The sequence below is a fragment of the Ruminococcus sp. B05 genome (genome assembly GCF_003628495.1).
GTDB lineage: Bacteria > Bacillota > Clostridia > Lachnospirales > Lachnospiraceae > Schaedlerella > Schaedlerella hominis.
Map to the genome: position 1 here is coordinate 373,809 of NZ_RBZR01000001.1, position 16,842 is coordinate 390,650.

General features: G+C 36.8%; 14 protein-coding genes. All 14 read left to right on the plus strand.

The genetic code is table 11. The features are described from left to right. Window positions 1-40: 40 nt before the first annotated feature. The 14 genes from rho to glyA all read left to right on the plus strand — a co-directional run bounded on the left by rho (window position 41) and on the right by glyA (window position 16,763). Window positions 41-1,390, plus strand: coding sequence for a transcription termination factor Rho (gene rho / locus D8Q48_RS01505; RefSeq protein ID WP_118687980.1), 1,350 nt, complete (start codon window positions 41-43; stop codon window positions 1,388-1,390). Window positions 1,391-1,503: 113 nt separating this feature from the next. After that, window positions 1,504-1,704 (plus strand): 50S ribosomal protein L31, encoded by a 201-nt coding sequence (gene rpmE, locus D8Q48_RS01510; protein WP_022075962.1) that lies wholly within the window; start codon window positions 1,504-1,506, stop codon window positions 1,702-1,704. A 200-nt stretch (window positions 1,705-1,904) separates the two neighbouring features. Then, window positions 1,905-2,840 carry a DUF1385 domain-containing protein gene (locus D8Q48_RS01515; RefSeq protein ID WP_118687803.1) on the plus strand — a complete coding sequence of 312 codons (936 nt, stop codon included), beginning with the start codon at window positions 1,905-1,907 and terminating at the stop codon, window positions 2,838-2,840. A 43-nt stretch (window positions 2,841-2,883) separates the two neighbouring features. Beyond that, window positions 2,884-3,741, plus strand: a complete 858-nt coding sequence (gene prmC, locus D8Q48_RS01520) for a peptide chain release factor N(5)-glutamine methyltransferase (protein WP_121055160.1) — start codon at window positions 2,884-2,886, stop codon at window positions 3,739-3,741. A 46-nt stretch (window positions 3,742-3,787) separates the two neighbouring features. Continuing rightward, window positions 3,788-4,861 (plus strand): peptide chain release factor 1, encoded by a 1,074-nt coding sequence (gene prfA / locus D8Q48_RS01525; protein ID WP_118687801.1) that lies wholly within the window; start codon window positions 3,788-3,790, stop codon window positions 4,859-4,861. A gap of 45 nt (window positions 4,862-4,906) precedes the next feature. Next, complete coding sequence (locus D8Q48_RS01530) at window positions 4,907-5,473, plus strand: flavodoxin family protein (protein WP_117989065.1); 567 nt, start codon at window positions 4,907-4,909, stop codon at window positions 5,471-5,473. A gap of 106 nt (window positions 5,474-5,579) precedes the next feature. Further along, window positions 5,580-6,476 (plus strand): phosphatidylglycerol lysyltransferase domain-containing protein, encoded by an 897-nt coding sequence (locus tag D8Q48_RS01535; RefSeq protein ID WP_121055162.1) that lies wholly within the window; start codon window positions 5,580-5,582, stop codon window positions 6,474-6,476. 12 nt (window positions 6,477-6,488) lie between these two features. Beyond that, a complete protein-coding gene (locus D8Q48_RS01540; RefSeq protein ID WP_118687799.1) occupies window positions 6,489-7,679 on the plus strand; it encodes a pyridoxal phosphate-dependent aminotransferase in 1,191 nt (396 codons plus the stop codon). Between the two features lie 15 nt (window positions 7,680-7,694). After that, window positions 7,695-8,771 (plus strand): histidinol-phosphate transaminase, encoded by a 1,077-nt coding sequence (hisC, locus tag D8Q48_RS01545; protein ID WP_121055164.1) that lies wholly within the window; start codon window positions 7,695-7,697, stop codon window positions 8,769-8,771. A gap of 3 nt (window positions 8,772-8,774) precedes the next feature. Beyond that, on the plus strand, window positions 8,775-9,284 hold the full coding sequence (locus D8Q48_RS01550; protein WP_117989061.1) for a small multi-drug export protein: 510 nt from the start codon (window positions 8,775-8,777) through the stop codon (window positions 9,282-9,284). 70 nt (window positions 9,285-9,354) lie between these two features. Further along, window positions 9,355-9,807, plus strand: coding sequence for a hypothetical protein (locus tag D8Q48_RS01555; protein WP_121055166.1), 453 nt, complete (start codon window positions 9,355-9,357; stop codon window positions 9,805-9,807). Between the two features lie 81 nt (window positions 9,808-9,888). Further along, on the plus strand, window positions 9,889-10,944 hold the full coding sequence (gene ispG / locus D8Q48_RS01560; protein ID WP_121055168.1) for a flavodoxin-dependent (E)-4-hydroxy-3-methylbut-2-enyl-diphosphate synthase: 1,056 nt from the start codon (window positions 9,889-9,891) through the stop codon (window positions 10,942-10,944). Then, window positions 10,932-15,467: a PolC-type DNA polymerase III gene (locus tag D8Q48_RS01565; RefSeq protein ID WP_121055170.1), complete on the plus strand. Its 4,536-nt coding sequence runs from the start codon at window positions 10,932-10,934 to the stop codon at window positions 15,465-15,467. Before ispG ends, D8Q48_RS01565 begins: the two co-directional genes overlap by 13 nt. Window positions 15,468-15,527: 60 nt before the next feature. Further along, a complete protein-coding gene (gene glyA, locus D8Q48_RS01570) occupies window positions 15,528-16,763 on the plus strand; it encodes a serine hydroxymethyltransferase (RefSeq protein WP_121055172.1) in 1,236 nt (411 codons plus the stop codon). Window positions 16,764-16,842 lie beyond the last annotated feature (79 nt).

Sequence of the window (16,842 nt, forward strand, 5' to 3'; positions counted from 1 at the left end):
CATATTTTTATACTTCATATGAAAAGAAAGGATTGTATTTATGACAAGAGAAAAATACGAATCATTGCCGTTGGCAACGTTAAAAGAACTTGCAAAAGCCAGAAATATGAAAGGTATTTCTACAATGAAGAAAAGTGATTTGATCGATGCTATGCTTTCACAGGATGTTGCGGATAAACAAGAGGCTGCAAACACAGAGGCAAAAGAGGAAATCAAAGAAGAACTAAAGGAGAAAAAGGAAACAACCGACATTGAACAGCTGGATAGTGGAAAAGCCGCCAATGGAATTTTAGAGGTGCTTCCGGATGGCTACGGATTTATTCGCTGCGAAAATTATCTTCCAGGTGAAAATGATGTCTATGTTTCTCCATCCCAAATACGTAGATTCAATTTAAAAACCGGAGATATTTTAACCGGAAACACACGAATTAAAACACAGGGAGAAAAATTCAGTGCCCTGCTTTACGTTTCCACAATTAATGGAATTCGACCTGCCGAAGCTGCAAAGCGTCCAAATTTTGAAGATTTAACACCGATTTTCCCAAATAAACGAATCCAGTTAGAGGAAGCAACAAGCAGTACTGCAATGCGAATTGTTGACCTCCTTTCTCCAATAGGAAAAGGGCAAAGAGGAATGATTGTATCTCCGCCAAAAGCCGGAAAAACGACATTATTAAAAGAAGTTGCTCTGTCTGTTCAGAAATCAGAACCAGATATGCATCTGTTAATTTTATTGATTGATGAACGTCCTGAGGAAGTAACAGATATACGTGAAGCAATCGCCGGACCAAATGTTGAAGTAATCTACTCTACATTTGATGAGTTGCCGGAACACCATAAACGTGTATCTGAAATGGTCATTGAACGTGCGAAACGATTAGTAGAACACGGAAAAGATGTTATGATCCTTCTCGATAGTATTACGCGACTTGCAAGAGCATACAACCTTACAGTACCACCATCAGGAAGAACACTGTCAGGAGGTCTTGACCCTGCTGCCCTGCATATGCCAAAACGTTTCTTTGGTGCTGCCAGAAATATGAGAGAGGGCGGTAGTCTTACAATTCTTGCAACAGCATTGGTTGAAACAGGAAGTAAAATGGATGATGTTGTATACGAAGAATTTAAAGGAACTGGTAATATGGAATTGGTTTTGGATCGTAAGCTTCAGGAAAAACGTGTATTCCCTGCAATTGACATTCCAAAATCAGGAACAAGACGAGAAGATCTTTTACTTACAAAAGACGAGCAGGATGCCGTATATATTATAAGAAAGGCCTTAAATGGACTAAAAGCAGATGAGGCAGTGGACAATCTGTTAAATACATTTGACAGGACAGCAAATAACGCCGAATTAGTACAAAAAGTAATCCGTCAGAAATTTATTTAAAAACATTATTTAAAAACTTACAAAAAAAACTTGCAACAACAAAAAGGTTATGCTATACTGAGATAGCTGTTTAGAGAGTAAATAACTATATTTTAAATAGAGAGGTGAAAATCATGAGAGAAGGAATCCATCCAGAATACCATCAGGCAACAGTAACTTGCAACTGTGGTAATACATTTGTAACAGGATCTACAAACGAAAGCATTCACGTAGAAATTTGTTCTAAATGTCATCCATTCTACACAGGTCAGCAGAAAGCTACACAGGCTCGCGGACGTGTAGACAAGTTCAACAAGAAATATGGTATGAAATAAGAATTTGTTATGCAGGCTGAGGTAGATATATCTCAGCCTCTTATCATTTTATAAATAATTTGTTTGCAAGTATTTTGTAAACAACAGCCCTTATGGTCAGCGGCTTCCATAGAAGCGACTGACTTTTTCAAAATTTATCAGTCGTGTTGTTTATTTTAATAGATATAAGTAACAGCAACAGAACAGACAGGAGAAATGATATGAAATCATCCAATATCGGCGGGCAGGCCGTTCTTGAAGGGATTATGATGCGAAACGGAGATAAATATGCGGTTGCTGTCCGAAAGCCGAATCAGGAAATTGAAGTAAGCGTAGAAAAATATAAAAGCGTGATTCCCTGGGAAACAGGTAAGAAAATTCCATTTATACGAGGAATTTTTAGTTTTGTTGATTCACTGGTTTTAGGAATGAAAACTCTTACTTATTCAGCATCTTTTTATGAAGATGAAGAGACAGATGAAAAAGTAATGACAGCAGAAGAAATTCGCAAACAAGAAAAAAAAGACCAGATTTTTATGAACCTGACAATCATTATTTCAGTTGTACTTGCGGTTACAATTTTTATGGTTCTCCCATATTTTCTTAGCAATTTTTTGAAAAATTATATTACCTCACATTTCATGATGACAGTAATTGAAGGAATTATCCGCCTGGCTATATTCCTTGCGTACATATCACTCGTATCACACATGAAAGATATCCAACGCACATTTATGTATCATGGAGCAGAGCATAAGTGTATCAACTGTATAGAACACGGTATGGAACTAAATGTTGATAATGTTAGAAAGAGTTCCAAGCAACATAAACGTTGTGGAACAAGCTTTTTGTTTTTTGTTATGATTGTCAGTATCATTTTTTGCTTTTTTATTACTGCAAAATCCCAGGTCCTTCGTGTTGTAATCCGAATCGCATTGATGCCGGTAATTGCCGGTGTTTCATTTGAAATCATCCGTCTGGCAGGCAATAGTGAGAATCCGATTATAAATCTCCTCAGTCGTCCTGGCATGTGGGTACAGAATCTGACAACAAAGGAGCCGGATGACAGTATGATCGAGGTTGCGATTCAGGCTGTAGAAGCTGTCTTTGACTGGAAAGCATATTTGAAAGATAACTTTAAAATAGATTTAAAGTAAAATTGATGAAAATAACAGTGAAAGATACAATTGGAGAAAAAAGATGACATTAAAAGAGCTGTATAATATAGGAACTGACATACTAAAAAATGCATCCATTCAAGAAAGTTCTCTGGATGCATGGTATTTATTAGAATATGTTACAGGTATTACCCGTGCACGCTATTTTGTTGATTCACAGCAGTCAGTACCCAAAAAGCAACAAGAACAATATCTGCAACTGATTCAAAAACGTGCAGAGCATATTCCACTTCAACATTTAACAGGTGTTCAAGAGTTTATGGGGTTGGAATTTCATGTAAATGAACATGTATTAATTCCAAGACAAGATACTGAAATACTCGTGGAAACTGCCTTAAAAAAACTAAAAGAAATCTCGTTCCCCGTAAATCTATTGGATATGTGTACCGGTTCAGGCTGCATTTTACTTAGTATTTTGTATTACATGAAAAATAAGAAACAAATTACAGGAACCGGTGTTGATGTTTCTGATAAAGCACTGGAAGTGGCAAGAGAAAATGCAAAATCGCTGGATTTGTCTGTCGACTTTCTTCAAAGCGATCTGTTTGACAAAATAACAGACAAATATTCGATGATCGTATCGAACCCACCATATATTCGAAGTGATGTAATTAAAACACTTCAAGAAGAAGTAAGAGAACATGATCCGATGCTTGCGTTAGACGGAATGGAAGACGGATTATATTTCTATCGAAAAATCATTTCTGAAAGTGAAAAATATTTACAAGCGGATGGGTATTTGATATTTGAAATTGGACATGATCAAGGATTAGACGTGTCAAATATGATGAAAGATGCCGGATTTAGAGATGTCCTGATAAAAAAAGACCTTGCAGGTCTTGACCGGGTTGTATTAGGCGTGTATGATACGAAGAGGTGAATTATCTTTATAGATATGATAGAAGTTAGAAAGGATATAGGAAATTATGTTTGATAGATTAGAGGATCTTGTAATCCGATATGAAGAAGTAATGGGAGAACTTCAGGAACCGGATGTGGCAAACGATGCAACTCGTTTCCGCAATTTAATGAAAGAGCAAAGCGATCTGGCTCCTATTGTTGAAGCATTTAAAGAATATAAACAGTGCAAGCAGAATGTAGAAGACAGTCTGATGATGTTAGAAGAAGAATCAGATGAAGAGATGCGTGAACTTGCAAAAGAAGAATTGAATGAATCAAAGAACCGAATTGAAGAACTGGAAAAAGAGCTGAAGATTTTACTTCTTCCAAAGGATCCAAACGACGAAAAGAACGTTATCGTGGAAATCCGTGCCGGTGCCGGTGGAGATGAAGCGGCTTTATTCGCAGCTGAAGTTTATCGTATGTATGTACATTATGCAGAAGGACGCCGTTGGAAAGTAGAGATGATCTCACTTAACGAGAATGGAATCGGTGGATTTAAAGAATGTGTATTTATGATTTCAGGACAGGGTGCATATTCAAGATTAAAATACGAAAGTGGTGTTCACCGTGTACAACGTGTTCCAGAGACAGAAAGTGGCGGACGTATCCATACATCTACTATTACAGTTGCAATCATGCCGGAAGCAGAAGAAGTGGATGTAGAATTAGATATGAACGATTGTAAATTCGATGTGTTCCGTGCTTCAGGTAATGGTGGACAGTGCGTTAATACAACTGACTCTGCTGTACGTCTGACACATATCCCGACAGGAATTGTAATTTCATGCCAGGATGAAAAATCACAGTTAAAAAATAAAGATAAAGCATTGAAAGTACTTCGTGCCCGTCTCTATGAACTTGAACTTGCAAAACAGCACGATGCTGAGGCAGAAGCGCGTAAAAGTCAGGTGGGTACAGGAGATCGTTCTGAGAAGATCCGTACTTATAACTTCCCACAAGGACGTGTAACAGACCACAGAATCAAATTAACTTTGCATAAATTAGATTCCATTTTAAATGGAGATCTTGATGAAATCATCGACAGTCTGATTGCAGCAGACCAGACTGCAAAACTTGCAAAAATGAATGAAGATTAAATATTATTTTAAATAAACAAATAAGACCAGAAAGAAGGAACTGGAATGAAAGTATTATTATTAAATGGAAGTCCAAGAAAAGCAGGCTGTACATATACAGCGCTGACAGTTGTTGCAGAAGTGCTTGAGAAACAGGGCATTGAGACAGAAATTTTTCAGGCAGGCAATCCTGACATGGAAAATGTAAAAGCAGCAGCAGCGAAGATGGCCAAATCGGATGCATTAGTTGTTGGTTCTCCAGTTTATTGGGCATCTCCGTCTGGCCAGATTATTGAATTTATGGATAAATTATGTTCGTGTGCCGGAAAAGATATGTTGCACAAACCAGCTGCGGCTGTCACATCTGCACGTAGAGCCGGAACAACTGCTACACTGGATGTGATCATGAAATATTTTACATACCATCAGATGCCGGTCGTATCATCTAATTATTGGACAATGGTACATGGTAATACACCGGATGAAGTGCAGCAGGATGCCGAGGGAATTCAGATTATGAGAACTTTAGGTAATAATATGGCATGGCTTTTGAAATGCCTCGAGGCAGGAAAAAAAGCAGGTATTGAAATGCCGGTGGGTGAAGAGAAAATCAAAACAAACTTTATCCGATAAGCTCATTTTAAGCAGCGGGATTTCCGCTGCTTTTTGCACTTGACAATATACTAAACAACTACCGGCCACAACTTTGTGGCTATCACAAAAAGAAAGGATTTTTTGAATGGATAAAATCCAATTTAAACGACCTGAATTAGAAGACCAAGAAATTATTTACTCTTATTTAAAAAAATCACCAAGCCGAAGCTGTGAACGTACTTTTGCAAATGTTTATCTTTGGTCCAGACACTATAAAGTAGAGTATGCCATTATTGAAGGCGCATTAGTTTTCAAGGACAATTCCGAAAAAGCTCTTTTTGCCTATCCTGCAGGAGATGATGACTCTGTTCATAAAGCAATTGAATGGTTAAATCAATATAGTGATACCCAAAATACTCCACTTATGTTTTATAATGTAACAGAAGAAAACTTTGCACAACTGGAATGTTGGTATCCGGGTGTATATAAAATACAATACGACCCGGATCAGGCTGATTATGTATATGATTCAGAAAAACTTATAACTCTTGCAGGGAAGAAACTACATGGAAAAAGAAATCATATTAATAAATTTAAATCCCTGCATGAAGACTGGAGCTATGAACAATTAAACGATGATAATGTGGAAGAATGTTTTCAAATGGCTTTAAAATGGCGTACGCAAAATGGATGCGATGAGGATATGGAGAAAAATGCAGAAATGTGTGTAACATTAAATTCCTTACGCCTGTATAAAGAACTCGGTCTTATAGGTGGTGTTCTTCGTGCAGAAGGAAATATTGTAGCATTTACAATTGGGGAGCCGATGTGTGAAGATACATTTGTTGTTCATATCGAAAAGGCTTTTGCGGATGTAGACGGTGCTTATCCAATGATTAATCAGCAGTTTGTTCAGCATGAATGTACAGATTATGCATATATAAATAGAGAAGACGATGCCGGTTCTGCCGGACTTCGAAAAGCTAAATTATCGTATCAGCCTGCATTTATGGTACAAAAAGGATTCGTCACAAAAAAATAGGAGGATACAAAGATGATTTCAAAAAAAATGGAAAATATGGTTGCAAATAGTTCTGCAATCCGGGCAATGTTTGAAGAAGGTAACCGATTGGCAAAGATATACGGATCTGAAAATGTATTTGATTTTAGTCTTGGCAATCCAAATGTTCCGGCTCCGGATGCAGTTAAATATGCGATCAAAGAACTTTTAGACGAGGAAGATCCTGTGGTTTTACATGGTTATACAAACAGTAATGCCGGATATGAAGATGTTAGAATAGCTATCGCAGATTCTTTAAATGACCGCTTTGGCACACATTTTTGTAGCAAGAATATTACCATGACCGTAGGAGCAGCAGGTGGACTAAATGTCATTTTGAAATCCTTGATCAATCCAGGCGATGAGGTCATCACATTTGCTCCATATTTTGGTGAATATCGCAGTTATACAGATAATTATGATGGTGTCCTTGTAGAAGTTTCTCCTAATACTACTAATTTTCAGCCTAAGCTAGATGAATTCGAACAGAAAATATCTCCAAAAACAAAGGCCATAATTGTAAATACCCCAAACAATCCAACGGGTGTTGTTTATTCAGAGGAAACAATTCAGAAAATGGCCGCTATTTTAGAGAAAAAACAGAAAGAATATGGAACAGACATTTATTTAATCTCAGATGAGCCATATCGTGAATTAGCATATGACGGAGTTGAAGTACCTTACCTTACAAAGTACTATGCAAATACAATTGTAGGTTATTCATACAGTAAATCTCTTTCTCTTCCAGGAGAACGCATCGGCTATCTTGTAATTCCGGATGAAGCATCTGACAGCGAAAAGCTAATCGGGGCAGTCAATGTGGCAACACGTATTCTTGGTTTTGTAAATGCTCCAACTTTACAACAAAAAGTTGTAAAAGCATGTTTAAATGAAAAAACAGATATTTCTTACTATGACCGTAATCGTGAGACATTATATAACGGATTAAAAAATCTAGGGTTTGATTGTATCAAACCGGAAGGAGCCTTTTATTTATTTGTAAAATCTCCGATTGATGATGAAAAAGAATTTTGTAATGAAGCCAAAAAATATAATATACTGATTGTACCGGGGTCTTCTTTCGCATGTCCTGGATATGTAAGAATGGCTTATTGTGTATCCTACGAGACAATCGTAAATTCATTGCCTGAATTTGCCAAACTCGCTAAACAATATAATCTATAGGAAAGGGAAGGAATCATGGGATTAAATGAAAATATACGAAATAATATTCGCCAGGTAGAGCCTTATATTCCAGGCGAACAGCCACAAAATAAAGTAATTAAATTAAATACAAATGAAAATCCTTATGCACCGGCACCAGGAGTTGAACAGGCACTTCAGTCAATGGATTTAGATCGACTTCGCTTATATCCGGATCCGACAGCCAAATTACTTACACAATGTCTGGCCGATCGATACAAAGTGGATAAAGATCAGGTATTTGTAGGAGTTGGCTCAGATGATGTATTATCCATGTGTTTTCTGACTTTTTTTAATTCAGATAAGCCAATTCTTTTTCCGGATATTACCTATTCTTTTTATAAAGTATGGGCTGATTTATATCGCATTCCATATAAATGTCAGAAATTAGATGCTGATTTTCATATTTGCAAAGAAGATTATTATAAAGAAAACGGGGGTGTTATTTTCCCAAATCCAAATGCACCTACAGCAATTTATGAAAATCTGGATTTTGTAGAAGATATCATCAGACATAATCAGGATGTTATCGTAATTGTAGACGAAGCATACATTGATTTTGCCGGAAAGTCTGCATTGGAATTAATCTCAAAATATGATAATTTGATCGTTGTTCAGACATTTTCAAAATCTCGCTCTATGGCTGGTATGAGAATCGGGTATGCCATCAGTAACCCAACTTTGATTAAATATTTAAATGATGTGAAATATTCGTTTAACTCTTATACAATGAACCAGACTTCTCTTGTTTGCGGAGCAGAAGCAGTAAAAGATGAAACTTATTTCAAAGAAACTGTAAATAAAATTGTTGAAACAAGAGAATGGGCCAAAGAGCAGTTTAAAGAGTTAGGATTTGAATATCCAGAATCTCAAGCCAATTTTATTTTTGTAACTCATCCAAAGCTGGATGCAGAACAACTATTTACAGCTTTGAAAAAAGCCAACATTTACGTCAGATACTGGGGAAGTGAGAGAATTGAACAGTATTTGCGTGTGACAATTGGTACAAAAGAAGAGATGGAAACTTTCTTTTCTTTCTTAAGACAATATATTGCCGAACATGGAGGAAGATAGTAGATGAAAGAAGCATTAATAAATGGATTAATTGCAGGGCTTAGCGGAAAAGTTGGGAAAGAATTCATCATTTTTTTGATTTCAATGGTGCCAATTCTTGAACTTAGAGGCGGACTCCTTGCAGCAGGACCGGCACTTTTAGATGTACCTATGTGGCAGGCTATTCCTATTTGTTTTATTGGGAATCTGGTTCCAATACCATTCATTTTGTTATTGATCACAAAGATTTTTGATTGGATGAAAGGAACAAAGAAACTAAAACCTTTAGTTGAAAAACTGGAACATAAAGCGATGAGCCAGAGTGCCAATATTGAAAAATATGAATTTTGGGGACTAGTAGCATTTGTAGGCATTCCACTTCCGGGAACAGGAGCGTGGACAGGATCTTTGATTGCTGCATTATTGGGAATTCGTTTTAGAAAGGCTTTTCCTGCCATTGTTCTTGGTCTTGTAATTGCAACAGTTATTATGACCGTATTGTCCTATACCGTTCTAGGAACAATATTTGCTTAATGAAATTAGATTGACATAAAATACGAGAATCCGTATAATTAAAGAAGAACAAATTAGAGGAGAAGAGAACATGCTCGCAAGAAATGATGATCATACAAGAAGTATTATTTGGCGAAGTGTAATGTCTGTCACATCTGTTGTGATTATTTTGATTGCAGTGTTTTTCCTGATTCGCATGTTCACAATGAATCCATTGGAAGGAACATGGGATTACGAAGACAGTGATCTAATTATGACAATCAAAGGGAATAACACAGCAATTATAAAATGGCCGGATGAATTTGATGGCAATCAAATTGCAGTTTCTATGGATTATGATATTGATTCTAAAACTAAAACTTTTAGTTTACATCTCAATACAGATGCTGTAAAAAAGGCAGCGGATTCAGAAGGCATATCAGAGGATGTGATTACTCAGGCGTTGGATCGGTTAGATGGAACATATGATTACAATATGGAACAGAATCAACTGACACTGACAGACCGGGAATATGGCAGCCAGTTAATATTTGAAAAAGAGTAAAGATAAACAGGGATGAATATGAAACGTCCCTGTTTTTTCTATCAAGAAATAAAACGAGTGATATTTCAAAAAGGAGGAACTATGTTAAGAGAAAAGACAAAGGAAATTAAAATTGGAGATGTAATAATCGGTGGAAATCGCCCAATCGCAATTCAGTCTATGACTAATACACCTACTGAAGACGTAGAAGCAACTGTAGCACAGATTTTACGTCTGGAAAAAGCAGGATGTGAGATTATTCGATGTACGGTTCCAACATTAGAAGCAGCAGCGGCTATCAAGGAAATTAAAAAACAAATTCATATTCCACTTGTAGCGGATATCCATTTTGATTATCGTATGGCAATTGCGGCCATTGAAAATGGTGCAGATAAAATACGAATCAATCCTGGAAATATTGGATCAAAAGATCGTGTGCAAGCTGTTGTCGATAAAGCAAAAGAATATAATGTGCCAATTCGTGTGGGTGTAAACAGTGGCTCACTTGAAAAGCAATTAATAGAGAAATATGGCGGTGTTACAGCAGAAGGAATTGTTGAAAGTGCTTTGGATAAAGTGAAAATGATAGAAGATATGGGCTATGATAATCTTGTTGTCAGCATTAAATCTTCAGACGTGTTGATGTGTGTTAAAGCACATGAATTAATTGCCAGTCAATGCCCATACCCTTTACATGTTGGAATTACTGAAGCAGGAACACTTTATTCAGGAAATATCAAATCTTCTGTAGGACTTGGCATTATATTACACGAAGGCATCGGAAATACAATTCGTGTTTCATTGACTGGAGATCCTGTAGAAGAAATTAAAACTGCAAAATTAGTTCTTCGTACCCTAGGACTTCGTAAAGGCGGAATTGAAGTTGTATCTTGTCCAACCTGCGGACGTACAAAAATCAACTTGATTGAATTGGCAAATCAAGTTGAAACAATGGTCTCTGAATATCCACTTGATATTAAAGTTGCAGTTATGGGATGTGTTGTAAACGGACCAGGAGAAGCAAAAGAAGCTGATCTTGGCATTGCCGGTGGTATTGGAGAAGGTTTGTTGATTAAAAAAGGCGAAATTATAAAGAAAGTTCCTGAAACAGAACTTTTGAATACACTTCGATGGGAGTTAGACAATTGGAACAAGTAAGTAATGCCAAAAGATTTTTTGAGGTATTTCCAACATTAAAAGTCGAAAAAGATATACAAGAATTATTTGCAGATGTGCAGATTAAAAAAATCACAACAAATTCTTCAAGGGAATTTTTAAATATCCATCTATTCAGTCTGCATCTAATTCAAAAACGTTATATTAAACGAATGGAAGAACACATTAAAAAGCAGCTGTTTTGTAAGACCTCTGTAGCGATCAAAATTGAAGAGGATTATCAGCTTTCCGAACAATATACGCCAGAAGCACTAATGGTTGAATATCATGACAGTATTTTATTAGAATTAAAAGAAATCAGTGTGCTTGCCGCAAGCATGTTTGAACAGGCAGAAATTAGCTTTGAAGCAAATTCAATCATGCGTCTTGAATTATTAAATACAATTGTTTCAGAAGGACGAAAAGAGGAAATCGTATCATTACTAGATGAGATTTTTAATCAACGTTTTCATATCCCGACCGATATTCGTATAGAATATCGGGAAAAAGAAAAAGAAGATAAAAACCTGGAATATGATGAACAGCGTATTCAGAGGGAAATAGATGCTATTTTTGCAAGAAACCGTAAACTTCATGGAGATGAGAAGGAAAAAGGACCTGGTGGATCCAGTCCTGAAAAGAAAATCACACCGGTTTCTCAAAAGGCTGTTGTTGATAAGAAACCAAAGGACAATGGGAATGATAGTAATGAACGTAAAAGTTTTAAATCTGATTTTAAGAAAGGTTATATACGCCCATTAAAACAAGGGAATGATCCTAATCTTATCTATGGTAAAGATTTTGAGGATGAACCAATCCGATTGGATGTCGTCGAGACAGAAATGGGTGAAATTACATTTCATGGAAAGATTATTACTTTTGAAACTCGTGAAATCCGAAATGAAAAATCTATTTTAATGTTTGCTGTAACAGATTTTACTGATACTATTATGGTAAAAATGTTTATTCGTAACGATCAACTTCCTGATTTGCTTGGAGATTTAAAAAAGGGGTCATATATAAAAATCAAAGGTGTAACAACAATTGATCGTTATGATGGCGAATTATCTATCGGTTCGGTTACCGGCATTAAAAAAATCGGTGATTTTACAACGAAAAGAGAAGATCTAAGTCCAGTAAAGCGTGTAGAATTGCATTGCCATACAAAAATGAGTGATATGGATGGGGTATCCGAAACACAGGATATTGTCCGTCGTGCCCACGATTGGGGACATGCTGCAATTGCCATTACAGATCACGGTATTGCACAAGCTTTTCCTGATGCAAATCACTTTATAGAACGATTGGATAAAGATGATCCATTTAAAATACTGTATGGCGTAGAAGGCTATGTTGTAGATGATCTGACAGAAATTGCTGTTGGAGCAGGAGATGAAACACTGGATGATGTTTATGTTGTGTTTGATATTGAAACCACAGGATTTAGTGCCATAAAAGATAAAATCATCGAAATTGGAGCTGTAAAGGTTGTCAACGGCAAAATTGTTGATAAATTCAGTACTTTTGTAAATCCTGAAAGACCAATTCCTTTTGAAATTACTAAACTAACAAGTATTACAGATGATATGGTTATGGAGTATCCAAATATTGAAGTGATTCTCCCACAATTTCTGGAATTTGCAAAAGACGCAGTACTTGTTGCCCACAATGCAAGCTTTGATGTTGGATTCATTGAACAAAACTGCCGTTATCAGGATATTGAGCCAAAGTTTATATCTGTAGATACAGTGGCTCTTGCCAGAATGCTCCTTCCAACTTTATCAAAATATAAATTGAATATTGTGGCAAAAGCACTTGGAATTTCTTTAGAAAATCACCATCGAGCAGTAGATGATGCAGGCGCAACTGCAGAAATCTTTGTAAAGTTTGTTGAAATGTTGAAGGAGCGCAATATAACGACATTAAAAGGAATTAACCAATTCGGTGATATGAATCCAAATTCGATTCGAAAGCTTCCAACACATCATATCATCATTCTGGCAAAAAATGATATTGGGAGATACAATCTATATCAATTGATATCAGAATCTCATCTAACTTATTATGCACGACGTCCACGCATTCCAAAAAGTTTGTTGAACCAATATCGTGAGGGACTCGTTATAGGAAGTGCCTGTGAGGCAGGTGAATTATATCAGGCAATATTAAATGGAAAATCACCACAAGTAGTTGCCAGACTGGCAGAATTTTATGACTATTATGAAATCCAGCCACTTGGAAATGATAAATTCATGCTTGCAAGTGATAAGTACTCAAATATCAACACCCTGGAAGATTTGATGGAAATAAACCGACAGATTGTACAACTTGGAGAAAAATTTAAAAAACCTGTTGTTGCGACTTGTGATGTGCATTTTCTTGACCCGGAAGATGAAGTGTACCGCCGTATCATCATGGCGGGAAAAGGCTTCAGTGATGCAGATGACCAACCACCTTTATTTCTTCGTACAACCGAAGAAATGCTGGCAGAATTTGAATATTTAGGTTCTGCAAAGGCTCATGAGGTTGTAATTGAAAATCCTTGTAAAATAGCAAACATGATAGAAAAAATATCCCCGGTAAATCCTAACAAATGTCCACCAGTCATCGAAAATTCCGAACAGAATCTGCGTGATATTTGTTATAACCGTGCACATGAAATCTATGGTAAGGATTTACCAGAAGCAGTATCCAAACGATTGGAGAAAGAATTAAATTCCATCATTTCTAATGGATATTCCGTTATGTACATCATTGCGCAAAAGTTAGTATGGAAATCAAATGCGGATGGATACCTTGTTGGATCACGAGGATCCGTAGGTTCTTCATTTGTAGCTACTATGGCCGGAATTACAGAAGTTAATCCATTATCTCCGCATTATTATTGTGCACATTGTCATTATAGTGATTTTGATTCTGAAGAAGTAAAATCATATGCTGGAGGATGTGGATTCGACATGCCGGATAAGAACTGTCCGGTATGCGGTGAGAAACTAATAAAACAAGGCTTTGACATTCCTTTTGAAACCTTTCTTGGTTTTAAAGGTGACAAAGAACCAGATATTGACTTGAACTTTTCCGGTGAGTATCAATCTAAAGCTCATAAATATACCGAAGTTATTTTTGGAGAGGGGCATACCTTTAAAGCCGGAACAATCGGAACGCTGGCAGATAAAACAGCTTACGGTTATGTAAAGAACTATTACGAAGAACGTGGTATGCGTAAACGACGTTGCGAAATAGAGCGGATCAGTCAGGGTTGTACAGGTATCCGACGAAGCACCGGACAGCATCCGGGAGGAATTGTTGTACTTCCTCATGGACATAACATTAATGAATTTACACCTGTTCAGCATCCGGCAAACGATATGACTGTAGACATCATAACAACACATTTTGATTATCATTCGATTGATCATAACTTGTTAAAACTAGATATTCTCGGTCATGATGATCCGACCATGATCCGTATGCTGGAGGATTATATTACATCCGATGCTCTGGAAAATGAATACAATGAAGAAAATCCTTTTGTAGCAACAAAAATCCCTCTGGATGATAAAGATGTTATTTCGTTGTTCCATAATACAAGTGCACTTGGTATTAAACCTGAAGATATCAGCGGCTGTCCGCTTGGAAGTCTTGGAATCCCGGAGTTTGGAACAGATTTTGTTATTCAGATGGTACAAGATGCAAACCCGCAGTCATTATCTGATTTAATCCGAATTTCCGGTCTGTCTCACGGAACCAATGTATGGCTTGGAAATGCGCAGGAATTAATCAAACAAGGAAAGGCAACGATTTCTACTGCAATCTGTACTCGTGATGATATTATGATTTACTTGATCAATCAGGGAGTAGATAGTGCACTTTCTTTTACAATTATGGAGAGCGTACGAAAAGGTAAGGGGTTAAAGCCTGAATGGGAAACTGCAATGAAGGAAAAAGATGTACCGGACTGGTATATTGATTCTTGCAAGAAGATTAGCTATATGTTCCCAAAAGCACATGCTGCTGCCTATGTTATGATGGCTTATCGAATCGCATATTGTAAAATTAATTATCCGCTCGCTTATTATGGTGCTTATTTTAGTATTCGTGCCGATGCATTTTCTTATGAACTTATGTGCCAGGGCAAAGAAAAGTTAAATTATTATATGAATGATTACAGAAAAAGAGCCGATAGTCTCACAAATAAAGAACAGGATACTTTAAAAGATATGAAGCTGGTTCAGGAAATGTATGCCCGCGGACTGGAATTTATGCCTATTGATCTATATCGTGCAAAAGCAAAAGATTTTCAGATTATCGACGGAAAGCTGATGCCATCTTTTGCAAGTATTGACGGAATGGGTGATAAAGCAGCAGAAGCGGTAGAACTTGCTGCAAAAGATGGAAAATATCTGTCGTTAGATGATTTCAGACAAAGAACAAAGGTTAGTAAAACTGTTATTGATCTTATGTCAGACCTTGGATTATTTGGAGATTTACCGCAAAGTAATCAGTTGTCATTATTTGACTTTTAGATAATATATGCTATACTTGTTTCCAATGGGGAACAAAAGAAGAGATGGAGGGAAACTACTATGTATGATTTTGAAGAAATAGTAAAAACAGATCCTGAGATTGCAAATGCAATCAAAGACGAGATGAATCGTCAAAACTCACATATCGAATTAATTGCATCTGAAAACTGGGTAAGCAAAGCAGTGATGGCTGCAATGGGAAGCCCCCTCACAAACAAATATGCTGAAGGATATCCTGGAAAAAGATATTATGGCGGATGTCAGTGCGTAGATGTTGTAGAAGATCTTGCCAGAGAACGTGCTAAAAAGTTATTTGGTTGTGAGTATGTAAATGTACAACCACATTCTGGTGCACAGGCTAACATGGCAGTTATGTTTGCTATGCTTGAACCTGGAGATAAGATTATGGGCATGAACCTTGATCATGGCGGACATTTAACACATGGCTCACCTGTAAATCTGTCCGGCAAATACTTCGATGTTGCTCACTATGGCGTAGATGAAGATGGATTTATTGATTATGATGAAGTGTTACGAATCGCCAAAGAACATAAGCCAAAATTAATCGTAGCAGGAGCAAGTGCTTATGCAAGAACTATTGATTTTAAGCGTTTTCGTGAAATTGCCGATGAAGTAGGGGCTTATTTAATGGTTGACATTGCACATATTGCAGGACTTGTAGCAGCCGGATTACATCCAAGTCCGATTCCTTATGCACATGTTACCACCACAACAACACATAAGACTCTTCGTGGACCTCGCGGAGGTATGATTATGTGCAGCGAAGAAATGAATAAAAAATTTAATTTCAATAAAGCTGTCTTCCCTGGTATTCAAGGTGGTCCGTTAATGCATGTTATTGCTGCAAAAGCAGTTTGTTTTGAAGAAGCACTTAAACCGGAATATAAAGAATATATGGAGCAGGTTGTTAAAAATGCACAGGCTTTAAGTGAAGGTCTAATGAAACGTGGGATAAAGATTGTTTCCGGCGGTACCGATAATCATTTAATGCTGATTGATTTATCTGAAACAGAAATCAGTGGAAAAGAACTTGAAAAACGTTTGGATGATGCACATATTACAGCAAATAAAAATACAATTCCTAACGATCCTCGCTCACCATTTGTTACAAGTGGCGTGAGACTTGGAACACCAGCTGTTACAACTCGTGGTATGTTGGAAGAAGATATGGATAAGATTGCTGAAATTATTGCACTTGTAGTAGAAAGCGAAGATAATGTAGAAAAAGCAAAAGCAATGGTTGCCAAACTGACAGATAAATATCCGTTATGTTAATCAAGTCGTACCAAAAAAGAGCATCGTGAAAGATGCTCTTTTATTAATCTCATTTTGTTATTTGCTTTTAAAAATTATA